Consider the following 26,116-nt stretch of genomic DNA (forward strand, 5'->3'; position numbering starts at 1 on the left):
TTAGCCCCATTTTCTTCTTACGCTAACCTTAGCTCTCAACGAAGGGGGTCAAATTGTGCTAAGAGATTTATTCGTGAAAAAGAAAAAGTACGCTGCAATACCTTCAGAACAAGTACGAAAAGATGTACCAGATGGCGTTATGACAAAATGTCCGGAATGTAAAAAAATCATGTATACGAAAGAACTTCTAAAAAATTTAAAAGTATGTGTGAATTGTGGATATCATCATCCTATGAATGCATGGGAACGTCTTGATAGTATATTGGACGAAGGGTCATTCCGTGAGTATGACAAAGAAATGGTTTCATTAAATCCACTCGAGTTTCCAGGTTATGAAGAGAAACTAGAGAGCGATCGTAAGAAGACTGAATTGAACGAAGCGGTTGTAACTGGTGAAGGAACAATTGATGACATGCTTGTTGTTGTTGCAGTAATGGATTCTCGTTTTCGAATGGGGAGCATGGGCTCTGTAGTAGGAGAAAAAATCGCCCGTGCGGTTGAAAAGGCGTACGACTTACAAGTTCCATTTATTATCTTTACTGCTTCGGGTGGTGCCCGTATGCAAGAAGGTATATTAAGTTTAATGCAAATGGCAAAAACAAGCGTAGCTTTGAAAAAGCATAGTAATGCAGGAGGATTATTTATTTCTGTTATGACTCACCCAACGACGGGCGGGGTTTCAGCGAGTTTCGCTTCACTTGGTGATTATAATCTTGCAGAACCAGGTGCACTTATCGGATTTGCTGGTAGACGTGTAATTGAACAAACGGTGCGTGAGAAACTACCAGAAGATTTCCAAACGGCAGAATTCTTACTAGATCATGGTCAATTAGATGCGGTGGTGCATCGTGATGATATGAGAGAATCACTTCGCAAGATTTTAGAAGTTCATCAAGGAGGGGAAATGGCTGTATGGCAGAGCTAGAATTTGAAAAACCAGTTGTTGAGCTAAGAAATAAGATTCGTGAACTGAAAGACTATACGAAAAACAGCCAGATGGACTTCAGCGAGGAGATTCGTATTTTGGAAGAAAAGCTAGAAAATTTAGAGGAAGATATATACGGCAATCTGAAAGTATGGGACCGTGTTCAAATTGCTCGTCATGCAGAACGACCGACAACGCTCGATTATATTGAGCACTTATTTACTGATTTTTTCGAATGTCATGGAGATCGTCTATTTGGCGATGATGCAGCGATTGTCGGCGGCATTGCGAAATATAAAGGGATGCCTGTAACTGTAATTGGGCATCAGCGCGGAAAAGATACGAAAGAAAATATTCGCCGTAACTTTGGAATGCCTCATCCAGAAGGATATCGAAAAGCATTACGTTTAATGAAGCAGGCGGAAAAGTTTAATCGTCCTATTATTTGTTTTATTGATACGAAAGGAGCTTATCCTGGTAAAGCTGCTGAAGAACGTGGTCAAAGTGAAGCTATCGCCCGCAATTTATTTGAAATGGCAGGTTTAACGGTACCTGTTATTTGTATCGTTATCGGCGAAGGTGGTAGTGGTGGTGCGCTAGGCCTTGGAGTTGGAGATTACATTCATATGCTAGAAAATTCCACTTATTCTGTTATTACACCAGAGGGTGCAGCGGCAATTCTTTGGAAAGATGCAGGAAAAGCAAAGGAAGCTGCAGAGGCAATGAAAATTACAGCAGCAGATTTGAAAGAATTAGGTGTAATTGACGAAATTATTCCAGAAGCAAGAGGCGGAGCTCACCGTAATATTTTGAAACAGTCAGAAAATATAGACTTAATGATTCGAAAAACTTTTGAACAATTAAACGGAATTTCGAAAGATGAATTAATCGAAAAACGTTATGAAAAATATATGAAAATTGGGCAAGTTTCGTTTTCAAACGCTTCCATTTGGATAAAATAAGAAAAGCGTGCGTTCCACTTCGCGAATGCACGTTTTTATTATGAAAAGACACATCTTCTCCATTGTATTTTTATATTTTTTCGTGTTATTTTATTATAAGGCAAATAATCTTTATGAGGTGAGTACAAATGAAACGTATTGGTGTATTAACAAGTGGTGGAGATTCACCTGGTATGAATGCTGCCATTCGTGCAGTTGTTCGTAAAGCGATTTTCCATGATATTGAAGTATATGGTATTTACCATGGATACGCTGGATTAATTTCTGGTCACATTGAAAAATTAGAACTTGGTTCTGTTGGCGATATTATCCACCGCGGTGGTACAAAATTATATACAGCAAGATGTCCTGAGTTTAAAGATCCAGAAGTACGACTAAAAGGTATCGAGCAATTAAAGAAACACGGTATCGAAGGACTTGTTGTTATTGGTGGAGATGGTTCTTACCAAGGCGCTAAAAAATTAACTGAACAAGGATTCCCATGTGTTGGTGTACCAGGTACAATCGACAATGATATCCCTGGAACAGACTTCACAATTGGTTTCGATACAGCTTTAAACACTGTTATTGATGCAATTGATAAAATTCGTGACACAGCTACATCTCATGAACGTACATATGTTATCGAAGTAATGGGACGTCACGCTGGTGATATCGCATTATGGGCTGGTTTAGCTGATGGTGCGGAAACGATCTTAATTCCAGAAGAAGAGTATGACATGGATGATGTTATCGCTCGTCTGAAGCGTGGTAGTGAACGTGGTAAAAAACACAGTATTATCGTTGTAGCTGAAGGTGTTGGAAGTGCAATTGACATCGGTAAGCACATTGAAGAAGCAACAAACTTTGATACTCGTGTAACTGTATTAGGTCACGTACAACGTGGTGGATCACCAAGTGCACAAGACCGTGTATTAGCAAGTCGTCTTGGCGCAAGAGCAGTTGAATTATTAATTGCTGGTAAAGGCGGACGTTGTGTAGGTATTCAAGATAACAAACTTGTTGATCATGACATTATCGAAGCGTTAGCTCAAAAGCATACAATCGATAAAGACATGTATCAATTATCTAAAGAATTATCCATCTAATCGGCGTAATGTCAGATATTTGGGAACGGTTTCATAATTTTCGGAGGTGCAATATGCGTAAAACTAAAATTGTATGTACTATAGGTCCTGCTAGTGAAAGTATTGAAAAATTAGAGCAATTAATCGAAGCAGGTATGAACGTTGCTCGTTTAAACTTCTCTCATGGTAGCCATGAAGAGCACGGAGCTCGTATTAAAAACATTCGTGAAGCTTCAAAGAAAACTGGTAAAACAGTTGGTATCTTACTTGATACAAAAGGTCCAGAAATCCGTACTCACGACTTCGTAGACGGACAAGCTGAGCTTGTAACAGGTGCAGAAGTAGTTCTTTCTACTGAGCAAGTATTAGGTACTGCAGAGAAGTTCTCTGTATCTTATGCTGGTCTTTATGACGATGTAGACCCAGGTTCTCGTATTCTAATCGATGACGGTCTTATCGAACTAGAAGTAATCGAAAAAGCTGATGGAAACATCCGTACAAAAGTTCTTAACAGCGGAACTGTAAAAAATAAAAAAGGTGTTAACGTACCAAACGTAAGCATTAAGCTTCCTGGTATCACTGAAAAAGACGTAAAAGATATCATCTTCGGTATCGAGCAAAAAGTTGATTTCATTGCAGCTTCATTCGTACGTAAAGCGTCTGACGTATTAGAAATCCGTGAATTATTAGAAGAGCATAACGCTCAATACATCCAAATCGTACCAAAAATCGAAAACCAAGAAGGTATCGACAACATCGATTCAATCTTAGAAGTTTCTGACGGTTTAATGGTAGCTCGTGGTGACATGGGTGTAGAAATTCCACCAGAAGAAGTACCGTTAGTACAAAAACGTCTAATTAAAAAATGTAACGTGTTAGGTAAACCAGTTATTACTGCAACACAAATGTTAGATTCTATGCAACGTAACCCACGTCCAACTCGTGCGGAAGCAAGTGACGTAGCTAACGCAATCTTCGATGGTACAGATGCAATCATGCTTTCAGGTGAAACAGCTGCTGGACAATACCCAGTAGAAGCAGTAACAATGATGGCTAACATTGCGGTACGTGTTGAAAAATCATTACAATATGAAGATATGTTCAAAAAACGTATTAAAGAGTTCACTCCAACAATTACAGATGCAATTAGCCAATCTGTTGCACATACAGCACTTGCTCTTGATGTAGCTGCAATCGTAGCTCCAACAGAAAGTGGATATACTGCGAAAATGATCTCTAAATACCGTCCAAAATCTCCAATCGTAGCTGTAACATCTGACGAGCAAGTAGGACGTCGTCTTGCACTTGTTTGGGGTGTACAAGCATTTATGGCTGAGAAGCGCGCAGCTTCAACTGACGAAATGTTAGATACAGCAATTCAAACAGGTATGGATGCAGGTCTAATCGGACTTGGAGATACTGTAGTGATTACTGCTGGTGTTCCAGTTGCTGAAACTGGTACAACAAACTTAATGAAAATCCACGTTGTTGGTGAAGAAATTGCTAAAGGACAAGGAATCGGTCGTAAAGCTGCAAAAGGTAAAGTAGTTGTAGCAAAAACAGCTGCTGAAGCTGTAGCGAACGTAAACGAAGGTGATATCCTTGTTACAACAAGCACTGATAAAGATATGATTCCTGCAATCGAAAAAGCTGCAGCTTTAGTTGTAGAAGAAGGTGGCTTAACAAGCCATGCAGCTGTTGTAGGTGTATCAATCGGTATTCCTGTTATCGTTGGTGTAAACGGCGTAACAGCAACTTTAAAAAATGGCCAAGAAGTAACAGTTGATGCAGCACGCGGAATTGTTTATAATGGACATGCGGAAGTGCTATAAGTAATACGGAGAGAAGGATCGGAGTCCTTCTCTTTTTTTTACACAAAAACGAGATAAAATTAGCTTGAAGCGCCTAGAATTGCTTTTAAAAGCTGTTTGTTATGGGTTTTAATATGAAAGGGTATCTATATTTCATATGATGTATATAGGCATTGTGAGGGCGTTAAAAGTGAGATGTGAGAGAGGTGTAGAACTATGAAGTGGTTACTATTCTTGTTTATTTTAATACCGGCGATTGAGATTACGGTCTTAATTGGATCAAGTCATGTAATAGGTTTATGGTCTACGTTCGCTATGATTGTATTTACAGGTGTTGTAGGTGTGTATTTGGCGAAAAGACAAGGGTTTAAAGTGCTTGGAGAGATTCAATCTAAGTTGAATAGAGGGGAAATGCCAGGTGAGGCGGTACTAGATGGTATTTTTGTATTTGTAGGAGGTATTCTCTTAGTGCTTCCTGGGTATGTGACAGATATGCTAGGGTTTATCTGCGTGATCCCTATTACGAGAGCTTTATTGAAGCCGCTTGTTATGAAGTGGATGGAATGGAAATTTAGAAAGAATTCTACTATTATTATTCAGAAATAGCACTTAGATTGTAGAAATCTAAGTGCTATTTTTTTGTCTTGTAAAAGGAGAGGAACTTGCTGATTGAAGCTTTGTTTTACCGCGCTATTTGTGGGGGGGATTTCTATCTCAAAGCTGGGCTGCTCGTAAGTGTCTGATGTGGGGCGAATGATGAGTGGGGATGAACAAAACGTTCGCTTATTATATTTGCTATATAATTTTCGTTTGAACTCTTGTGTGTACTTCGATTAAACTTGTGATTTTTTAGTGCTATTAATTTAGATGAATAAGATGGAGGGAAACACTGCTAAATTAAAGTTTTGCTTTCTTATATAGAGGAACGATTGGTGTAAAAAATTCATATAAAAAGGCGGAGATTGTTAGTTGAAGTCGTATTTTATGCTATTTTGTATATTTATTCATTTACATAAAAAGTAATAAATGTAAATGATAATTATAAAATAAATAGAATAAATATGTAAAAACACCACGGAATATGCGTTTTTCATGCAAAAAAACAAGAGAATTATCTTTTTTGAGTGCAATTCTCTTGTTTTATGTAATAAGTATGAAAAATAAGTACAAGGAATAATCAGTGGGAATTTCCCACTGATTACAGGTAAGTTTTTTGTTGTGTATGAATTAGAAACTATTATTTTGAAGGTGAACCTTTAATATATTTCCACAAGTCATGGAAGACATTAGCTTTGTGTAATGTATTAAGTAGTACTAAGGTGACTGGGCCGATGATTAATCCTAAAAAGCCAAAAAGTTTAAAGCCGACAAATAGAGCGACGAGTGTTGCTAATGGATCGAGACCGATGTTAGATGAAAGTACTTTCGGCTCCATAATTTGTCTTTGGACAATCACGACGATGTATAAAATGAGAAGACCAATGGCGAATGCGGTATCGCCAGTGAAAAATACGTATATAACCCATGGAACAAAGACTGCGCCTGTTCCTAAATATGGTAGTAAATCTACAACCCCTGTAATAATCGCGATAGTAATGGCGTATGGTACGCGTAATATTAAAAGCCCGATTAGTACAATGACAGTTGTCATAGATACGAGTGTAAGTTGTGCTTTCACAAAACCAAACAAAGCTTTTCTTAAGTCGACAAAAATAGTTTTTCCATAGCCATGTACACGATTCGGTAGCAATTTTCTTGCTTTCTGAGCAAGACGGTGCCAATCGTAACTAATGAAGAAAGTGGCTAATAAAATGAATACAAGGACAGTTAAAGTTGTTGGCAGTGCACTAATGAAATTCGTTAACCCGCTTATAATGGCGGTTAAAAGTTCTTTCATTTGTGTTGTCGCTTCTGTTCCTAAGTTTTGAATGTTTTGTGTAATTGTATAGCGCTGTGGTTCTCCAAGATGATTAAATTTAGAGATTAAATCATCGTAGAGAGGCATAATATGATTAAGTGCAAATTGCTGAGCGAATGTAACGATATCTGGAAACTTTACTGTAACAAGTTGTAGTAAGTATGTTGTGGCAGATATTGCTTCAGTCACAAGATATGTAACAAGTCCAACGATAGCTCCAAATACGAGAATTAAGCTAACGAGTACTGCTAGTGCGCGAGGAAATTGTAGTTTTTGATTAAGGAAATTGACGACAGGATTAATCAAATAAGCAAATGCAAAAGCGATAATAAAAGGATAGATAAGCCCTGACATGTATAGTAATACATAGAACCCAGCTACCGTTGCTACAATGACAAATATGAGTCGCAATATCATATATAGTAAGTTTCGGTTCAAAGATGTATACCTCCCATTCCAATTTGGATTATCCTAATTCGTTCAACTTATAACGAGTGTGCCCCACTGATTAAAGTTTCACTTTATGTTATAGTGGAATGATGGATTTTTCCTGCTTTTTCAGTATGTGAGTGACTGTGAAAGCTTGGTGTTGATGCTTCTACTATATGGTAAAAACTTCATTTTCTCTTCTTTTTATTTTACCTGTTTCTAATTAGAAAAGAAAGAAGAGACGCCTGTTTTTTAAAATGTATACACGCTTAAATTTTTATGGTGAAAGTCTCAATTTATCATTTTAAAATACATAAAAAATGAAGTGATTCATGTTGAATAGGCATCGATATATCATGTATAACGATAGGTTTAAAGGTATTTTTGTTTGGAAATGAGTTCATTATTTTCAGAAAGGAAGTGCAAACATGATTAGTCAGTCAACGTTATTTTTATTCATACTACTTATTATAGGACTTATTGCGAAAAACCAATCGCTTACTGTGGCTATTGGTGTGTTATTTTTATTGAAGTTTACGTTTTTAGGAGATAAGGTCTTTCCTTATTTACAAACGAAAGGAATTAACCTAGGTGTAACGGTCATTACAATAGCGGTGCTCGTACCGATTGCGACGGGGGAAATAGGTTTTAAACAACTTGGAGAAGCGGCAAAATCTTATTATGCGTGGATTGCTTTAGCTTCAGGTGTAGCGGTCGCTTTGTTAGCGAAAGGCGGCGTACAATTGTTGACAACGGATCCCCACATTACAACTGCGCTTGTTTTTGGGACAATTATAGCGGTTGCGCTATTTAATGGGGTTGCTGTTGGTCCGTTAATTGGGGCTGGAATTGCCTATGCGGTTATGAGTATTATACAAATGTTTAAATAAGGAATTTTATAGTAATATAAAATTTTTGAATTCTTTCTGTTCACAAAAGTCAGATAATTGTTTATAATAGGATTAGAAACTTTGAAAAGTTACATAACAGCAGAGACTTTACACCAGATAAAATAAAAACAACATAAAACAATTTTATAATGATATTGTTTTATGTTGTTTTTATCATAAAACTCTTCGGAATGTATTTTCCTCACTAACTTGTTGTTTTGAGCGTGAGGATTCGGGGAGACATTCACGCTCATGCTTTCCATGTAAACAATGGACAATAAGAGGGGAACATCGCAACAAATTTGCATGATCGTGCATTTTGCTTGCCTAAAGAGTGAACGGGCGTTCATAATTCATAAGGGGAGCAAATAGATATAAGGAGCAAGGTTGGGAGAATTTTCAGGAAAAGGAGAGAATGTCATGACTGTTATTCGAGGTTTAGAAGGGGTAGTAGCAACAACATCATCTGTGAGCTCTATTATTGATGATACATTAACTTATGTTGGGTATAATATTGATGATTTAGCTGAGAATGCTACGTTTGAAGAAGTAGTGTACTTATTATGGCACCGCAAGCTTCCTAATGAAAAAGAACTAGCGGAATTTAATGAAATTGTATCAGAATACTATAAAGTTCCAGGTGAGATTTTAACATATTTGAAACAAGTAGATTTAAAAATTGCACATCCGATGTCGGTTTTACGAACTGCAATTTCCATGCTATCATTATACGATGAGAGCGCTGAAATTATGGACGAAAAGTCCAATTATTTGAAAGCGGTTAAATTACAGGCGCAAGTGGGAACTTTAGTTGCTGCTTACGCGAGAATCCGTAAAGGTTTAGATATTGTTGAGCCAAGAAAGGATTTATCATTAGCTGCAAACTTCTTGTACATGTTAAATGATCGCGAGCCAAATGAAGTTGAAATTGAAGCTTTTGATAAGGCGCTTGTACTTCATGCAGATCATGAGTTAAACGCTTCTACATTTACTGCACGTGTTTGCGTAGCTACACTTTCAGATGTATATTCTGGTATTACAGCAGCAATCGGTGCATTAAAAGGTCCTCTTCACGGTGGGGCAAATGAAAATGTAATGAAGATGTTAACTGAGATTGGTGAAGAAGAAAATGTAGAGTCATATATTCATAATGCTCTTCAAAATAAAGTGAAAATCATGGGCTTTGGCCACCGTGTGTATGAGCAGGGTGATCCACGTGCAAAACACTTACGTGAAATGTCTAAGAGATTATGCGTGCTTTTAGGAGAAGAGAAATGGTATAATATGTCTATCAAAATTGAAGACATTGTAACAAAAGAAAAAGGTCTTCCACCAAATGTTGATTTCTATTCAGCTTCTGTATACCATTGTTTAGGAATTGACCATGACTTATTTACACCTATTTTTGCAATTAGCCGTATGTCAGGCTGGTTAGCTCATATTCTAGAACAATATGAAAATAACCGTTTAATTCGTCCGCGTGCTGATTATAATGGACCAACGCATCAAGTGTATGTTCCAATTGCACAACGATAAGCGAATAACACTATTTTGATAGTGAAAATACGCTTTCAAAAGTCTGATTTTTTCGGAAAGATGTAATGATTAGAATATTTTAATTTGACTAACGGTTTGAACTGAGGGGTTATTCCCTCAGTTTCATACATATGAAATTTCAAACATGGGGGTTATCACATTGACGACAGGTGAAAAAATTACTGTAACTAATGGTGTTATGAATGTACCAAACAATCCGATTATTCCATTTATCGAGGGAGATGGAATTGGTCCTGATATTTGGGCAGCTGCATCTCGCGTACTAGAAGCAGCAGTTGAAAAAGCTTATGATGGTGAGAAGAAAATCGTTTGGAAAGAAGTGCTTGCAGGGGAAAAAGCATTCAACCAAACAGGCGAGTGGTTACCAGAAGAAACTTTAAACTTAATTCGTGAATATTTAATCGCGATTAAAGGTCCACTTACAACTCCAGTTGGCGGTGGTATTCGTTCTCTAAACGTAGCACTTCGTCAAGAATTAGATTTATATGTATGTCTACGTCCAGTTCGTTATTTTGAAGGTGTTCCTTCACCTGTAAAACGTCCGGAAGATACTGATATGGTTATTTTCCGTGAAAATACAGAAGACATTTATGCTGGAATTGAATATGCGCAAGGATCTCCAGAAGCAGAAAAAGTTCTTGCTTTCTTAAAAGAAGCAATGGGTGTTAATAAAATCCGCTTCCCAGAAACATCTGGTATTGGTATTAAGCCAATTTCAGAAGAAGGGACAAAGCGTCTTGTTCGTGCTGCAATTCAATATGCAATTAACGAAAAACGCTCTTCTGTTACATTAGTTCATAAAGGAAACATTATGAAATTTACAGAAGGTGCTTTCAAAAACTGGGGTTACGAAGTAGCGGAACAAGAATTCGGCGACAAAGTATTTACTTGGGCTGAATACGATCGTATCGTTGAAAAAGATGGTAAAGATGCAGCGAATAAAGCGATGGCAGACGCTGAAGTGGCTGGAAAAATCATCGTAAAAGATTCTATTGCAGACATCTTCTTACAACAAATTTTAACTCGTCCACGTGAGTTCGATGTTGTTGCAACAATGAACTTAAATGGTGACTATATCTCTGATGCACTTGCTGCGCAAGTAGGTGGAATTGGTATTGCACCTGGTGCAAACATTAACTATGTGACTGGACATGCTATCTTTGAAGCTACACACGGTACAGCTCCAAAATATGCAGGTTTAGATAAAGTAAATCCATCTTCTGTTCTGCTTTCAGGTGTATTATTATTAGAACACTTAGGATGGAACGAAGCTGCGAAATTAGTAACTGCTTCTGTTGAGAAAACAATTGCTTCAAAAGTAGTAACTTATGATTTCGCACGCTTAATGGAAGGTGCAACAGAAGTGAAATGTTCTGAGTTCGCTAATGAACTTATTAAAAACATGGATGTAGCGATAATCAAAAACGCATAATTAAAGCGGGGGGTAAATTATGACAATCAAACGCAAGAAGGTTTCAGTCATCGGTGCAGGATTTACAGGAGCAACAACGGCATTCTTATTAGCACAAAAAGAACTTGCAGATGTTGTATTAGTGGACATTCCACAACTGGAAAATCCAACAAAAGGGAAAGCGTTAGATATGTTAGAAGCGAGCCCAGTACAAGGTTTTGATGCTAACATTATTGGAACATCTGATTACGCAGATACTGCTGATTCTGACGTTGTCGTTATTACAGCAGGTATTGCACGTAAGCCTGGTATGAGCCGTGATGACTTAGTAGCAACAAACTCTAAAATTATGAAAAGTATTACGCGCGACATTGCAAAACATTCACCAAATGCAATTATTGTTGTGTTAACAAATCCAGTTGATGCAATGACATATTCTGTATTTAAAGAAGCAGGATTCCCGAAAGAGCGTGTAATCGGCCAATCGGGTGTATTAGATACAGCTCGTTTCCGTACATTCATCGCACAAGAATTAAATCTTTCTGTAAAAGACATTACAGGATTTGTTCTTGGCGGACACGGTGACGACATGGTACCTCTTGTGCGTTATTCTTATGCAGGCGGTATTCCGTTAGAAACGTTAATTCCGAAAGAGCGTTTAGAAGCAATCGTAGAACGTACACGTAAAGGTGGCGGTGAGATTGTAGGCTTATTAGGAAACGGTAGTGCATATTACGCACCAGCAGCTTCTTTAGTTGAAATGACAGAAGCAATCTTAAAAGATCAACGCCGTATATTACCAGCTATTGCGTACCTTGAAGGTGAGTATGGTTATAGTGACCTTTACTTAGGGGTACCAGTAATTCTAGGTGGTAACGGAATTGAAAAAATTATTGAATTAGAACTTCTTGCAGATGAAAAAGAAGCGTTAGATCGCTCTGTAGAATCTGTACGTAATGTAATGAAAGTTCTTGTTTAATAATTGAATAGTAGTGAAAAAGATTCGGGATTCCGAATCTTTTTCTACTATTTACCGAATTGTTTTTTTGAAATAATATGAAAACGCTATCATTTGTAATATCCTATAATGAAACTGTAGATTTATACTATACATTGCCCTCATCATAGTAAATTTCGGATAAGGTATCGCTTTTAGTAGGATAATAAGGTGAAAAAATCGGAGGGGGTTGTAACATGTTAAAGAAAAAAGTTCAAATTGGTCGTAAAATGGATGAAATTACAGTAGGAGAGAAATTATCTATCACTGAAAAAATTGAGGATAAAGATTTGTTATTGTACTTAGGGTTAACGAATGATGCCAATCCATTATATATTCAGCATGATTACGCATCCCAAACTCCGTATGAAAAGCCGATTGTACCAAGCATTATGCTAACGGGAATGATTACAACGGCGGTTACGAAATATTTACCGGGTCCAGGAAGTCATATTACGAGAAAGGACCTTACATTCGTGAAACATGTTCACCATTATGAAACGTTACAAATCCACTTTGAAGTTGTGGCTGTTTCTGAGGAGGAACATACAATTGATATGCTTGTATCTGCTCATGATGAAAAAGGAGAAACTGTTGTGAAAGGTTCATTAACAGTAACGCCACCTTTTAAATCAGTTTCTATTATGGAAAAAGCATTAGATAATTTTTAAAAAGATGAAAATATGAATAGCGCTAGCATACCTTTAATAAGGATGCTAGCGCTATTTTTAGTTGAAGAACCCTTCAGCAAATTCTGAGCACCCCGTTTTAATCGTATCCCAGCTCGGAGCGTTAAAAGCAAGGATACATGTGACTGCTAAAGATAGAATGGATAGTATTAGTCGCATAATAGACCTCCGTATATTATTAATTTATATATTAAGATTAATGATATTATTATCGGTAATTGAAGTCAATTAAAGGAGTGGTTTTTTAGGTAAGGTGGAAAAGAGAAGACGTGATCTTTGAAACGGTAAGAGAAGCTGAAGTGTGGGCCAGATGGGGTAGCAAATGAAATGTATGGAAGAGTATTTGATGGATATGAAACACCAGATTATAAAATAGCGTATGCTCTTTCGTTTTTCCTAGCACAAAATTAAGATTTTATAGTTCATACGGAAGTGAGCTTTAAAGAAGAGAGAGCAATCTATAAAGTTTGGCAAAATCCTGTGTAGTTGCAGGTGAATTGTAATTACTTCTATTTTCTCAATTCTACACAAACGCTCTCCATGAATAGACAATTATATTGAGAGGGACCTTGTTTTCTAGTATGATGAGAATAACGGGGAAAATACTAGGATGAAGAAGGTTTCAAGTCTATAACTTGGAGGAAAAGAATGAACAATCGTATTTTAGTAGTTGATGATGAGGAATTTATCTTAACTTTAATCGAATTTAATTTACAACAAGCTGGGTTTGAAGTTATAACAGCGATGGATGGAGAAATGGCGCTTCAAAAAGCGACAACAGAACGCCCAGATTTAATTATATTAGATTTAATGCTTCCGAAAATGGATGGTATGGAAGTGTGTAAAGAATTACGATTGCAGCGCGTTATGACGCCGATTTTAATGTTAACGGCAAAAGATGATGAGTTTGATAAGGTGCTAGGCCTTGAACTTGGGGCGGATGATTATATGACAAAGCCATTTAGTCCAAGAGAAGTTGTTGCTCGTGTGAAGGCGATTTTGCGTCGTACGAAATTACAACAAGAAGAACAAGTTGCAGAAGCGCCAGATGAAGATAGCATCACAATTGCAGAACTTAAAATTTTACCGGAATTTTATGAGGCTTATTTCCAAGGAAGAAAGCTTGAATTAACACCAAAAGAATTTGAACTACTTGTGTATCTTGCGAAAAATAAAAGTCGCGTGTTGACACGTGATCAATTACTAAGTGCTGTATGGAATTACGATTTTGCTGGTGATACACGAATTGTTGATGTTCATATTAGCCATTTGCGCGATAAAATTGAACAAAATACGAAAAAACCGACGTACATTAAAACGATACGTGGTTTAGGATATAAATTAGAGGAGCCAAAAGGGAATGAATAAATTTCGTTCCAGGCTTCTTTTTACATTTGTTTCTCTTATTGTATTTATTTTAGTTGGACTAGGTTTATTACTAGAAACTGTGTTTGAAAACTACTATATAGATCATGCTAAAGAGAGAATGGTAAAAGAGACAGAGTATGTTGCGACGTTAGCAGAAGAGCAAGGTTTTGATAATGTCTTAAAAAACCCATACATATTTGAAAAGTTAGAAGAAAAAATACCAGCTTCTATCGTATTTTTGGATGAAAAAAAGAAAGTTCAATATAGAAAAGGACAAGAATTGGCATTTAGTCCAGAGACGATTAAAGAACTTTCTTCGGAAGTGGCAAAACAACGAAGTAAAGTGATTACGAAAGAAACGGATCGAAAGAATGAATTTTATCATGCGGTGTTCGTTCAAGATGTAGAAGGAAAACAAGGATACATTTTGGTGAAAAGTATAATTGATCCTTTAAGAGACGTACATCAAAAAACGTGGGGATTATTAATTATCGGATTTGTCATTGCTTGTCTCGTAGTTGTATTTTTAGGTATGAAAATTACAGGGCAATATATTAGGCCAATTGAATCGGTTACGAAAGTTGCAATTGAATTGGCAAAGGGCAATTATAAAGCACGTGCATACGAAAGTCATTCGGATGAAACTGGAATGCTGAGTAAAGCGATTAATATTTTAGCTCGAAATTTACAAGAGATGACACTTGAACAAGAAATGCAGCAAGATCGTCTGCATACGTTAATTGAAAATATGGGAAGCGGAATGATTTTAATTGATAGCCGAGGATATATAAACCTTGTAAACCGCTCTTATAAGGAAACTTTCCACGTAACAGATGAAGAATATTTAGATCGCTTATATTATGAATCGTTTCATCATACAGAAATTATTGAGCTTGTAGAAGAAATCTTTATGACAGAAGTGAAAGTGCGTAAACAAATGTTATTGCCACTTGGAATTGAACGGAAGCATTTCGAAGTATATGGAGCGCCGATTATCGGGACAAACCATGAATGGAAAGGGATTGTTCTCGTATTCCATGACATAACAGAGTTAAAGAAATTAGAACAAATGAGAAAAGACTTTTTAGCGAATGTTTCTCATGAATTAAAGACACCGATTACTTCTATTAAAGGTTTTTCAGAAACACTCTTAGACGGAGCGATGGATAATAAAAAATTCTGCGAACATTTCTTGCACATTATTTTAAAAGAAAGTGAGCGCATGCAAGGATTAATTGAAGATTTATTAGATTTGTCGAAGATCGAACAACAAGGATTTAAATTAAATATGGGAACCGTTGATATGAAGGGGCTGCTTGAAGATATTCATATGGTACTTGATAATAAAGCAGGAGAAAAAGAAATCTCTTTACAAGTTAATGTGTTAAAACGTGCCTCTGTTATTGGAGATCCAAGTCGTTTGAAACAAATCTTTATTAATTTAATTAATAACGCAATCGTATATACACCGGCTGGAGGCGTTGTTTCAGTAGAGTTAGCGGAAGATAAATATAATGCTTATATAAAAGTATCGGATACTGGAATTGGTATTAGTAAAGAGGAAATTCCGCGTATTTTTGAACGTTTCTACCGGGTGGATAAAGCAAGAAGTAGAAATACTGGTGGTACCGGCCTTGGATTGTCGATCGTAAAGCATTTAGTTGAGGCGCATCAAGGTACGATTACAGTAGATAGTGAAGTTGGAGAAGGGACAACGTTTACAGTTGTTTTACCGAAATCAGCAACTGAAAAATAGGATGAAGGATGTTTACAATATATTAACAATGGCTTAATTAAATATTAATAAAGCTCTGTTAATATAATACATGAAAACCCCTTCATCCAAGGAGTAATTTTGGACGAGAATAGTTAAGCTGTTCTCGTCACTTCCCTTTATGCCAATATAAGTCTGTTTTATATATGAAAGAAAATAGCCGTTATTTTTCTTCTCTCTATTAGTCATGTTAATATAGAGAGAGGAAAGGAACGGTTTTTTTCTGTGAAAAAAATCATTTCAAATTTGTATGGGGAGGTTTCAATTTTGGAAAAAAAGGTCGTATTAGTAGATGGTAATAATATCGCGTATCGTGCTTTCTTTGCACTACCGCTTTTAAATAACGACAAAGGTATACATACGAACGCAATTTACGGTTTTACAATGATGTTAATGAGAATATTAGAGGAAGAAAAGCCAACTCATATGTTAGTGGCGTTTGATGCAGGCAAAACAACGTTCCGTCATAAAACGTATAGTGAGTATAAAGGAGGACGTCAAAAGACTCCACCTGAATTATCAGAGCAGTTCCCGTTTATTCGTGAGATGCTGGATGCGTTCAATGTACCGCGTTATGAATTAGAAAATTATGAAGCGGATGACATCATGGGAACGTTAGCGAAAGAAGCGAGTGAGCAAGGGGCGAGTGTAAAAGTTATTTCAGGAGATAAAGATTTACTTCAACTTGTTTCTGATAACACGCTTGTATGTATTCCGCGAAAAGGGATTACAGAAGTGGATGAATATACGAAAGAAGCTTTATTTGAAAAATACAGCTTATCACCAAAGCAAATTATCGATATGAAAGGTTTAATGGGAGACCAATCAGATAATATTCCGGGTGTACCAGGAGTTGGTGAAAAAACGGCGATTAAATTGTTAACACAGTTTGGAACGGTTGAAGAAGTGTATGAAAATCTAGATCAAGTAAGTGGGAAGAAATTAAAAGAAAAACTGGAAGAAAATAAAGAACAAGCTCTTATGAGTAAGGATCTTGCAACTATTATTACAGATGCGCCGATTACAGTTCATGTGGATGATATGTCGTATAAAGGATATGAAGCAAGTGATGTCATTCCAATGTTCGAGAGTTTAGGATTTACATCTCTTTTAAATAAATTAGGCGTTACGCCAGAAGAAACAGCTCCAGCTGAATTAGATGATATTACATTTGATATTGTGGAAGAAGTTACAGAAGAAATGCTTCAGCAAGATAGTGCGCTTATCGTTGAAGTACAAGAAGATAACTATCATAAAGCAGACATTCAAGGTTTCGGTATTCAAAATGAAAATGGATGTTACTTTATTCAGACAGACATTGCTCTTAAGTCAGATGCTTTTAAAGAGTGGCTTGCAGATGGAGAGATGAGAAAGCATACATTTGATGCGAAGCGTGCAATCGTTGCACTGAAATGGAATGGGATAGATATGCAAGGGATTGACTTTGATCTATTAATCGCTGCTTATTTACTTGACCCGGCTGATACAGATAAAGATTTCCGTACTGTAGCGAAAATGAAAGAAACGCATGCTGTGAAATCAGATGAAGAAGTTTACGGAAAAGGTGCGAAACGTGCTGTTCCAGAGTTAAAGGTAGTCGCGGAGCATGTGGCTCGTAAAGTGCATGTATTATATGATGTAAAGCAAACATTCGTTGAAGAGTTAAAGAAGAATGAGCAATATGAACTGTTTACAGAGTTAGAATTGCCGCTTGCACGTGTATTAGCTGATATGGAAGTAAAGGGTGTAAAAGTTGATACAGAGCGTCTTCGTAATATGGGAGAAGAACTTGCGGGTAGATTAAAGGAAATGGAACAGGAAATCTATAAGCTTGCGGGAACAGAGTTTAATATTAATTCACCGAAGCAGCTTGGTGTTATTCTGTTTGAGAACTTAAACTTACCGGTTATTAAAAAGACGAAAACAGGTTATTCTACGTCAGCTGATGTACTAGATAAGCTTATGAATCACCATGAAATTATTCCAAATATTTTACATTATCGTCAATTAGGGAAACTAAATTCAACTTACATTGAAGGTTTACTGAAAGTTGTACATGAAGATTCATCTAAAATTCATACTCGCTTTAATCAAGTGTTAACGCAAACAGGTCGATTAAGTTCAACGGATCCGAACTTGCAAAATATCCCGATTCGATTAGAAGAAGGAAGAAAGATTCGTCAGGCATTTGTTCCATCAGAAGAAGGATGGATTATGTATGCGGCTGATTATTCACAAATCGAACTGCGTGTATTAGCTCATATTGCAAATGATAAAGGGCTAGTTGAAGCGTTCCAACATGACATGGATATTCATACGAAAACAGCTATGGATGTATTTGGCGTTGAAAAAGATGAAGTAACTTCAAATATGAGACGACAAGCGAAAGCTGTTAACTTCGGAATTGTGTATGGTATTAGTGATTATGGTCTTTCACAAAACTTAGGAATTACAAGAAAAGCAGCAGCGGAATTTATTGAAAAGTATTTAGAAAGTTTCCCTGGTGTACAAGAATACATGGAGGACATCGTAAAAGATGCGAAACAAAAAGGATATGTAGCTACATTATTAAATCGTCGCCGTTATATTCCAGAAATTACGAGTCGTAATTTTAACTTGCGTAGCTTCGCTGAGCGTACAGCGATGAATACACCAATTCAAGGTACTGCAGCAGATATTATTAAAAAAGCGATGATTATTATGGCAGATCGTTTAGAAGAAGAAGGATTACAAGCGCGTCTTCTTCTGCAAGTACACGATGAATTAATATTTGAAGCACCAAAAGAAGAAATCGAAAAATTAGAGCAGCTTGTACCTGAAGTAATGGAACATGCGATTGAACTTGCAGTTCCGCTGAAAGTTGATTATTCTTACGGTCCAACTTGGTACGACGCAAAATAAGGAAGTGATGAAATGCCTGAATTACCAGAGGTTGAAAACGTCAGACGGACACTTGAAAATCTTGTAACAGGAAAAACGATTGAAGATGTTATTGTTACTTATCCAAAAATAGTGAAACGACCGGATGATGCAGAAATCTTTAAAGAAATGCTAAAAGGCGAGAAGATTGAAAATATAAAGCGAAGAGGAAAGTTTTTGCTTTTATATGTAACGAATTATGTCATTGTTTCACATTTGCGTATGGAAGGTAAGTTTTTATTACATCAAGAGGATGAGCCGATTGATAAACATACGCACGTCCGTTTCTTATTTACAGATGGAACGGAATTACATTATAAAGATGTGAGAAAGTTTGGTACGATGCATCTCTTTAAGAAAGGTGAAGAAATGAACCAAATGCCTCTTGCTGACTTAGGTCCGGAGCCATTTGATGCTGAAATGACACCGCAGTATTTACAAGAAAGATTACAAAAGACAAATCGTAAAATAAAAGTTGTGCTACTGGACCAGCGTCTTTTAGTAGGGCTTGGAAATATATATGTAGATGAAGTTTTATTCCGTTCTCAAATCCATCCAGAACGAGAAGCTTCGTCTTTAACAGTAGAAGAAATTGAGCGAATTTATGAGGCTACCGTTACAACGCTAGGCGAAGCAGTAAAGCGTGGCGGAAGTACAATTCGGACGTATATCAACTCACAAGGGCAAATTGGTTCGTTCCAAGAACTCCTAAATGTATATGGGAAAAAAGGAGAGCCGTGCGTAACTTGTGGCACGATATTAGAAAAAACAGTTGTTGGCGGGCGAGGAACGCATTACTGCCCAATTTGTCAGCCTAGAATATAGAAAAGAGATAACATCGGATAGGCATTTGTCATATACATACAGCAGAGCTATGTATAAGGGAGGAGCTTACCGATGTACCTTTATTTATCTCTTATTTTATTAGCTTTTACATTAAGCTTAGATAGCTGTAGTGTAGGGCTAACATATGGTTTAAGAAGCGTAAGAATTCCACTAAGATCAATTATAATTATCGGAATGTGTTCAGCGGCTGTTATGCTTGTTTCAATGGGAATTGGACATATGATCGCGAAAGTATTTTCACCTGTTATCGCAACGCGTATCGGTGGGCTTGTTCTTATTGGAATAGGGATTTGGGTATTATATCAATTTTTTCGAAGTGAGAGAAAAGAAGAACCGAAGCAAGAGGAGAAGGTCTGGAAATTAGAGATTGCCTCGCTAGGCCTAGTGATTCAAATTTTACGGAAACCGACTGTTGCAGATTTTGATAAATCAGGCACCATTTCTGCAGGAGAAGCATTACTTCTTGGTATAGCTCTTTCTGTAGATTCATTTGGTGCCGGAATTGGTGCATCTTTATTAGGGTATGCACCCGCTATGATGGCGATATTAGTTGCAGTTATGAGTTCTTTGTTTTTATTTATTGGAATGAAACTTGGAACGGTTTTATCAAATATGAAGTGGTTACAAAAATTTACATTCCTGCCTGGAGTATTACTCATCATTATTGGAATTTGGAAAATGTAAGTATGGGCGTGGAACATTAGTTTCGCGCCTTTTATTATGAGGAGGATTATTATGACAGTAGTAATTGGATTAACGGGAGGCATTGCAAGCGGAAAAAGTACAGTGTCTCAAATGTTTCGTGAACTGAGCATACCGGTTATTGATGCAGATATTATCGCAAGAGAAGTTGTAGAGCGAGGAAAACCAGCATATAACAAAATAGTAGAAGTATTTGGAACGGAAGTGTTACAAGAGGATGGAGAACTAGATCGTCCAAAACTAGGAAGTGTCGTTTTCTATAATGAAGAAAAACGATTGCAGTTAAATAAAATTGTTCATCCTGCAGTGCGTGAGGAAATGAATAGGCAAAAGGAAATGTACATAAAAGAAGGTATGCAAGCGGTTGTGTTAGATATTCCTCTCTTATTTGAAAGCAAATTAACAAGTCTCGTTGACCGCATTTTAGTTGTAGCGGTTAAGCCGCATACGCAATTAGAACGTTTAATGAAACGAAATAACTTTTTAGAAGAAGAAGCAACAGCTCGTATTCAATCTCAAATGCCGTTAGAAGAAAAAGTGAAAAATGCAGATGAAGTGATAAATAATGATGGCACAATTATGGGAACGAAAACACAATTGCAGGTAATTTTAAAAAAGTGGAACATTATTGACTAAAAAATTGTGAAATTAATGAAAATGCTTAGTGACATAGCCCCTTTTTGTGTTATACTATTATTGGGATTGGAGATAAATAGTATAACGCATTCAAGGGGGATAACATATTATGACTCGTGTGGCAATTAATGGATTTGGACGTATTGGGAGAATGGTATTTCGTCAAGCAATAAAAGAAAGCGCATTCGAAATTGTAGCAATCAATGCAAGCTATCCATCTGAAACGTTAGCACACTTAATTAAATATGATACAGTTCATGGCAAGTTTGACGGAACAGTAGAAGCATTTGAAGATCACTTATTAGTTGATGGAAAAATGATTCGCCTTTTAAACAACCGCGATCCAAAGGAATTGCCTTGGACAGATTTAGGTGTTGAAGTTGTAATTGAAGCAACTGGTAAATTTAATTCGAAAGAAAAAGCAATTCTTCACGTTGAAGCTGGAGCGAAAAAAGTTATTTTAACAGCGCCTGGTAAAAATGAAGATGTAACAATTGTAGTTGGTGTGAACGAAGACCAATTAGATATTACAAAACATACTGTTATTTCAAATGCATCTTGTACAACAAATTGTTTAGCGCCTGTTGTGAAGGTGTTAGATGAGCAGTTTGGAATTGAAAACGGTTTAATGACGACAGTTCACGCTTATACAAATGACCAAAAAAATATTGATAACCCACATAAAGATTTAAGAAGAGCACGTGCTTGCGGACAATCAATCATTCCGACAACGACAGGTGCTGCGAAAGCGCTAGCAAAAGTTCTTCCACATTTAAACGGAAAACTTCATGGTATGGCACTTCGTGTACCAACACCAAACGTGTCTCTTGTTGATTTAGTAGTAGATGTAAAACGCGATGTGACAGTTGAAGCTATTAACGATGCATTCAAAACTGTTGCAAACGGTGCGTTAAAAGGTATTGTAGAATTCAGCGAAGAGCCTTTAGTATCTATCGACTTTAATACAAATACACACTCAGCTATTATCGATGGTTTATCTACAATGGTAATGGGTGATCGTAAAGTGAAAGTACTTGCTTGGTATGATAACGAGTGGGGTTACTCTCGTCGTGTTGTAGATCTTGTAACGTTAGTTGTTGAAGAGTTAGCGAAACAAGAAAATGTGCAACACATTTAAGTGAATAAGGGAGGAGAGGGCAAGGCGATATTTGCCCTCTTTTTTTAATTTTTTCTGAAAAGGAAAAAAATTATATAAGTATATTTTAAAAAGTGGACATACCACGAAACGTTGTGATTACTGCATTTGTGAATCGTTTATTTTTTTTAGGGAAAAGTAAAGAGGAAAATATGACAGAAAATCGAAAAAACTGTTGTTGCAAAATGAAAATAAACAAAGTATACTAACACTCGTAAACTTAAGAGCTGAGGTACGTAGTCACTACTTAAAGGGTTAGGACCTCTCTGGACTAACTTTCCCCCGTGGTAGTGGAGCAAGCCAAATTGCAAATTAGTTTTCAATTCGAACAGTTAGAATAAATTTACAAGGGGGAACTGTAGAATGGATACTATGGATACGATGGGTCGTCACGTGATCGCTGAACTTTGGGATTGCGATTTCGACAAGCTTAATGACATGCCGTATATTGAACAATTATTTGTGGATGCAGCACTAAGAGCTGGTGCTGAAGTGCGTGAGGTTGCTTTCCATAAATTTGCACCACAAGGTGTAAGTGGAGTAGTAATTATCTCAGAATCACATTTAACAATTCATAGCTTTCCGGAGCACGGTTACGCAAGTATTGATGTTTATACTTGTGGGGATCGTATTGATCCAAATGTTGCTGCAGAATATATTGCAGAAGGTTTAAACGCGAAAACGCGTGAGAGCATCGAGCTTCCTCGAGGCACTGGTAGCTTCGAAATTAAGCAGAGAGAAACAAAAGCTCTTTAAAAAAGAACATAATTGATTTAAAATGTAAAGAGGTGTATAATGCACCTCTTTTTTAGTTTATAAAAAAGGGAAAATATAACGTACTCGTTAGTTGAATAAATTGGACTCTTGCAAATGAGGTAGTGCCCTATATACCATCTTATTTTTAAGGATGAGATGATAAAGTGATGCGCTGGAACTTAAAGTGGTAAGAGAGTTAGAATGAGTTATATAATATTGTATATATATTTTAGGTGAAGTGAGTAGAGAAAAATAAAGAGTATAGTGTAAAGGAGTGAATGAATTGCGTTGTCCATCCTGTTCTCATAATGGTACAAGAGTGTTAGATTCGCGTCCGGTAGACGAGGGGCGCTCTATTCGAAGAAGGAGAGAGTGTGAAAGTTGCTTAAGTCGCTTTACGACCTTTGAAAGGGTAGAAGAGTCACCTCTTATCGTTGTAAAAAAAGAAGGCACACGAGAAGAGTTTAATAAAGAAAAGATTTTACGCGGTTTAATTAAAGCGTGTGAAAAAAGACCAGTATCTTTAAGACAATTAGAAGAAGTAACACAAAGCGTGGAACGTGAACTGCGTAATTTAGGTATATCAGAAGTGAAAAGTGATATGATTGGTGAAATTGTTATGGAAGAACTTCGCGATATTGATGATGTTGCTTACGTACGTTTTGCTTCTGTATATCGTCAATTTAAAGATTTAAATGTATTTATTGAAGAATTAAAAGATATACTGCAAAAAGAAAGAGAGTAGAAGTTGTATTTTATTCTCTTTACATACCGTAAGTAATAGGATAAGAGAGCTAGAAGCGCAAGCTAATAGCTCTTTTTCACTAAGAATTTATATAATGAAGATAGAACGAATGAAGTAGAGGATAGATTGGATGAGAGAAAGGAAAAGCAAGAATGGAAAAACAGTCATGGATGGAGCTATTGCCGATTGATCGTTATAAAGTAAGTGCGAAAGGACTACTGCACAATTACGACCGAAAAGTGTTAACGATGTTGTATCAGCCGTTAATAGGTAGTAGAGCTTTTAGCTTATACATGACACTATGGGGAGAGCTTGAGCAAGATCGTGTATTTGGAAAAGAGAATACGCATCATTCCCTTATGGTGACTATGCAAATGCAACTTCCTGAAGTATATGAGGAACGAGTAAAGTTAGAGGCAATTGGGCTTTTGAAGGTATATATTAAGAAAGAAAAAGATATTCGAATGTTCATATATGAGTTGCAACCACCTTTATCTCCGAAGCAGTTTTTTGATGATATTGTTTTAAGTATCTTTTTATACAATCGATTGAGCAGGACAAAATATAATCAAGTAAAGCAATATTTCTTAGAAGAAGAATTTGATTTTGCTTCTTATGAAAATGTTACGCGTTCTTTCAATGATGTGTTTGGTTCGTTTAATCCAGGACAACTTGAGCATGCGCAAGAAGACCTTCGTATTCCAAAAACGACAACTATGCCAAGTAACGAGAAGGGAGACGCTCCGAAACTTTGGAATGATTTCTTTGATTTCTCTTTATTTGTAGATGGATTGTCCGCTCTTGTTCCTAAAAAGGCGATTACAGATCAAGTGAGAGACTGCGTTATAACACTTGCTTACGTGTATGGTGTAGATGTGTTATCGATGCAAAATATCGTTCTTGGTGCAGTGACAGAAATGCAAACAATTGATATGGAAAGGCTTAGAAAAGGAGCGCGCGATTGGTATCAATTTGAAAATGGTCAAGCATTACCGGTATTAAGTGAAAGAGTACAGCCTCATGCTGCACGTACGATGAAAGAGAAAGAGCCTTCATCGCAAGAGGAGATGCTAATAAAGCAGCTAGAGGAAATCTCACCAAAACAACTATTGAAAGAGATTTCTGGTGGTGCAGAGGCAACGAAAGCGGACTTGCAAATCGTTGAAGATGTCATGATTAATCAAAAATTGACACCAGGAGTTGTGAATGTACTTATTTATTACGTTATGCTACGCTCAGATATGAAACTTGCGAAAACGTATGTCGAGAAGATTGCTGGGCATTGGGCACGTAAAAAGGTCGGTACAGTAGCGGACGCGATGGCGTTAGCGAAAGAAGAGAACCGTCAATATCAAGAGTGGGCTGAGACGAAGAAAAAAGGCCGTACGGCGAAGAAAACGGTGCGGAAAGAAATGGTGCCAGATTGGCTTAAGGAAGAAGAGCCGAAAGAACAAGAGAAAGAAACAGTGAAGAAAGATGTAAGTGTAGAAAAAGATGCAAGTACGCTAGAAGATGAACGAAAACGACTAGAAGAAGTGTTAAAAAAATATAAGCGTGATTAATAGAAGAGAATGAACGCTCTTTGAGGTGAGAAAATGGAGCATATTCAAAATTCATTTGCAAAATTAATGGAAAATGAAAACTTTAAAAATAGATATGAAGTATTAAAGGCAGAAGTAATGGCGCATCCGCGTGTGAAAGAATTTATAGATGAACATAAGGGTGAAGTAACGACTTCTATGATTGAGCGCAGTCTTGTGAAGTTATATGAATATATTGGACAAAGTGTAGGTTGCGTGGATTGTCCGGATTTAGGCTCATGTAAAAATATGCTACAAGGGTACGAGCCAAAGCTTGTTATTCAAGGGAAGATGATTGATATTCAATACGATCGCTGCGTTAGAAAAGTAGCGCATGACGAGAGAAAGAAATATGAAAAACTTGTTCAAAGTGTATATATGCCAACGGATATTTTACAGGCAACTATGGAAAACTTAGATCCTTCTGATTTAAATGCACGTATCGATGCGATTGGTGCAGCGAATGAATTTTTAAGTACATATGAACCAGGTAAAAAAGCACAAGGTTTATATTTGTACGGTAAATTTGGTGTAGGAAAAACGTATTTGTTAGGAGCAATAGCGAACGAGCTTGCTCGAAAGAAAATAAGTTCGATGCTCGTATACTTCCCGGAATTTTTACGTGAAATTAAAAGTTCAATTCAAGATAATTCGATTGGTGAGAAGATTGATGCGGTTAAACGCGTACAAGTTTTAATGTTAGATGATATCGGGGCAGAAGCGATGTCAAGCTTTGTCCGTGACGATGTACTCGGTGCAATCTTACAATTCCGTATGTTAGAAAACTTACCGACGTTCTTTACGTCTAATTTTGATTTTAAACAACTGGAACACCATTTAACGTATACGCAGCGTGGCGAGGCTGAAGAAATGAAGGCAGCACGTATTATGGAACGAATTAAATATTTAGCGAAACCAATTCCGATTGGTGGGAAAAACCGTCGTCATAAGTAAAAGAGCAAGCTGAGAAGCTTGCTC

The 26,116-nt window shown here is 36.9% G+C and carries 22 protein-coding genes and 1 pseudogene; 22 read left to right on the forward strand and 1 reads right to left on the reverse strand.

What is annotated here, in order from left to right; all coding sequences use genetic code 11:
• The first annotated feature begins 55 nt into the window (after positions 1-55).
• The 5 genes from accD (at position 56) to ACTFRM_RS14645 (ending at position 5,371) form a co-directional block, all read left to right on the forward strand.
• Positions 56-925 carry an acetyl-CoA carboxylase, carboxyltransferase subunit beta gene (gene accD, locus ACTFRM_RS14625; protein WP_000942856.1) on the forward strand — a complete coding sequence of 290 codons (870 nt, stop codon included), beginning with the start codon at positions 56-58 and terminating at the stop codon, positions 923-925.
• A complete protein-coding gene (gene accA / locus ACTFRM_RS14630) occupies positions 913-1,887 on the forward strand; it encodes an acetyl-CoA carboxylase carboxyl transferase subunit alpha (RefSeq protein ID WP_000818804.1) in 975 nt (324 codons plus the stop codon). Before accD ends, accA begins: the two co-directional genes overlap by 13 nt.
• Positions 1,888-2,015: 128 nt before the next feature.
• The gene (pfkA, locus tag ACTFRM_RS14635) at positions 2,016-2,975 is read left to right on the forward strand and encodes a 6-phosphofructokinase (protein ID WP_000821157.1); all 960 of its coding nucleotides are present in this window, start codon (positions 2,016-2,018) and stop codon (positions 2,973-2,975) included.
• Positions 2,976-3,028: 53 nt separating this feature from the next.
• Positions 3,029-4,786: a pyruvate kinase gene (gene pyk / locus ACTFRM_RS14640; RefSeq protein ID WP_001232673.1), complete on the forward strand. Its 1,758-nt coding sequence runs from the start codon at positions 3,029-3,031 to the stop codon at positions 4,784-4,786.
• Between the two features lie 195 nt (positions 4,787-4,981).
• Positions 4,982-5,371 (forward strand): FxsA family protein, encoded by a 390-nt coding sequence (locus ACTFRM_RS14645; RefSeq protein ID WP_000871628.1) that lies wholly within the window; start codon positions 4,982-4,984, stop codon positions 5,369-5,371.
• 631 nt (positions 5,372-6,002) lie between these two features.
• Here ACTFRM_RS14645 and ytvI read toward each other — a convergent pair.
• Positions 6,003-7,121: a sporulation integral membrane protein YtvI gene (gene ytvI, locus ACTFRM_RS14650; RefSeq protein WP_001081388.1), complete on the reverse strand. Its 1,119-nt coding sequence runs from the start codon at positions 7,119-7,121 to the stop codon at positions 6,003-6,005.
• A 419-nt stretch (positions 7,122-7,540) separates the two neighbouring features.
• Here ytvI and ACTFRM_RS14655 point away from each other — a divergent pair, with 419 nt between their 5' ends.
• The 17 genes and pseudogenes from ACTFRM_RS14655 (at position 7,541) to dnaI (ending at position 26,092) form a co-directional block, all read left to right on the forward strand.
• On the forward strand, positions 7,541-8,002 hold the full coding sequence (locus ACTFRM_RS14655) for a DUF441 domain-containing protein (RefSeq protein ID WP_000625507.1): 462 nt from the start codon (positions 7,541-7,543) through the stop codon (positions 8,000-8,002).
• Positions 8,003-8,389: 387 nt separating this feature from the next.
• Positions 8,390-9,538 (forward strand): citrate synthase, encoded by a 1,149-nt coding sequence (gene citZ / locus ACTFRM_RS14660; RefSeq protein WP_000503652.1) that lies wholly within the window; start codon positions 8,390-8,392, stop codon positions 9,536-9,538.
• 160 nt (positions 9,539-9,698) lie between these two features.
• Complete coding sequence (icd, locus tag ACTFRM_RS14665) at positions 9,699-10,991, forward strand: NADP-dependent isocitrate dehydrogenase (RefSeq protein WP_000206898.1); 1,293 nt, start codon at positions 9,699-9,701, stop codon at positions 10,989-10,991.
• A 19-nt stretch (positions 10,992-11,010) separates the two neighbouring features.
• The gene (gene mdh / locus ACTFRM_RS14670) at positions 11,011-11,949 is read left to right on the forward strand and encodes a malate dehydrogenase (RefSeq protein WP_000153230.1); all 939 of its coding nucleotides are present in this window, start codon (positions 11,011-11,013) and stop codon (positions 11,947-11,949) included.
• A 215-nt stretch (positions 11,950-12,164) separates the two neighbouring features.
• Positions 12,165-12,638, forward strand: coding sequence for a MaoC family dehydratase (locus ACTFRM_RS14675; RefSeq protein WP_000914180.1), 474 nt, complete (start codon positions 12,165-12,167; stop codon positions 12,636-12,638).
• 287 nt (positions 12,639-12,925) lie between these two features.
• Positions 12,926-13,142, forward strand: a pseudogene (locus ACTFRM_RS14680) (hypothetical protein).
• Positions 13,143-13,304: 162 nt separating this feature from the next.
• A complete protein-coding gene (phoP, locus tag ACTFRM_RS14685) occupies positions 13,305-14,024 on the forward strand; it encodes a two-component system response regulator PhoP (RefSeq protein ID WP_001065220.1) in 720 nt (239 codons plus the stop codon).
• Positions 14,017-15,780: a sensory box histidine kinase PhoR gene (gene phoR / locus ACTFRM_RS14690; RefSeq protein ID WP_001032102.1), complete on the forward strand. Its 1,764-nt coding sequence runs from the start codon at positions 14,017-14,019 to the stop codon at positions 15,778-15,780. Before phoP ends, phoR begins: the two co-directional genes overlap by 8 nt.
• A 285-nt stretch (positions 15,781-16,065) precedes the next feature.
• The gene (polA, locus tag ACTFRM_RS14695) at positions 16,066-18,699 is read left to right on the forward strand and encodes a DNA polymerase I (protein WP_025690731.1); all 2,634 of its coding nucleotides are present in this window, start codon (positions 16,066-16,068) and stop codon (positions 18,697-18,699) included.
• A 12-nt stretch (positions 18,700-18,711) separates the two neighbouring features.
• Positions 18,712-19,542 carry a DNA-formamidopyrimidine glycosylase gene (gene mutM, locus ACTFRM_RS14700; RefSeq protein WP_001114478.1) on the forward strand — a complete coding sequence of 277 codons (831 nt, stop codon included), beginning with the start codon at positions 18,712-18,714 and terminating at the stop codon, positions 19,540-19,542.
• 72 nt (positions 19,543-19,614) lie between these two features.
• Positions 19,615-20,247: a sporulation membrane protein YtaF gene (gene ytaF, locus ACTFRM_RS14705; protein ID WP_000281747.1), complete on the forward strand. Its 633-nt coding sequence runs from the start codon at positions 19,615-19,617 to the stop codon at positions 20,245-20,247.
• Positions 20,248-20,298: 51 nt separating this feature from the next.
• Positions 20,299-20,901: a dephospho-CoA kinase gene (coaE, locus tag ACTFRM_RS14710; protein WP_000219314.1), complete on the forward strand. Its 603-nt coding sequence runs from the start codon at positions 20,299-20,301 to the stop codon at positions 20,899-20,901.
• 109 nt (positions 20,902-21,010) lie between these two features.
• Positions 21,011-22,039 carry a glyceraldehyde-3-phosphate dehydrogenase gene (locus tag ACTFRM_RS14715; RefSeq protein WP_000198974.1) on the forward strand — a complete coding sequence of 343 codons (1,029 nt, stop codon included), beginning with the start codon at positions 21,011-21,013 and terminating at the stop codon, positions 22,037-22,039.
• 390 nt (positions 22,040-22,429) lie between these two features.
• A complete protein-coding gene (speD, locus tag ACTFRM_RS14720; RefSeq protein ID WP_002003660.1) occupies positions 22,430-22,813 on the forward strand; it encodes an adenosylmethionine decarboxylase in 384 nt (127 codons plus the stop codon).
• 283 nt (positions 22,814-23,096) lie between these two features.
• The gene (nrdR, locus tag ACTFRM_RS14725; protein ID WP_001203687.1) at positions 23,097-23,558 is read left to right on the forward strand and encodes a transcriptional regulator NrdR; all 462 of its coding nucleotides are present in this window, start codon (positions 23,097-23,099) and stop codon (positions 23,556-23,558) included.
• A 152-nt stretch (positions 23,559-23,710) separates the two neighbouring features.
• A complete protein-coding gene (locus ACTFRM_RS14730; protein ID WP_440043436.1) occupies positions 23,711-25,120 on the forward strand; it encodes a replication initiation and membrane attachment family protein in 1,410 nt (469 codons plus the stop codon).
• A gap of 33 nt (positions 25,121-25,153) precedes the next feature.
• The gene (gene dnaI / locus ACTFRM_RS14735; RefSeq protein ID WP_000400104.1) at positions 25,154-26,092 is read left to right on the forward strand and encodes a primosomal protein DnaI; all 939 of its coding nucleotides are present in this window, start codon (positions 25,154-25,156) and stop codon (positions 26,090-26,092) included.
• Positions 26,093-26,116: the final 24 nt, after the last annotated feature.

The organism is Bacillus cereus group sp. MYBK227-1, from assembly GCF_051916325.1.
GTDB classification, from domain to species: domain Bacteria; phylum Bacillota; class Bacilli; order Bacillales; family Bacillaceae_G; genus Bacillus_A; species Bacillus_A cereus.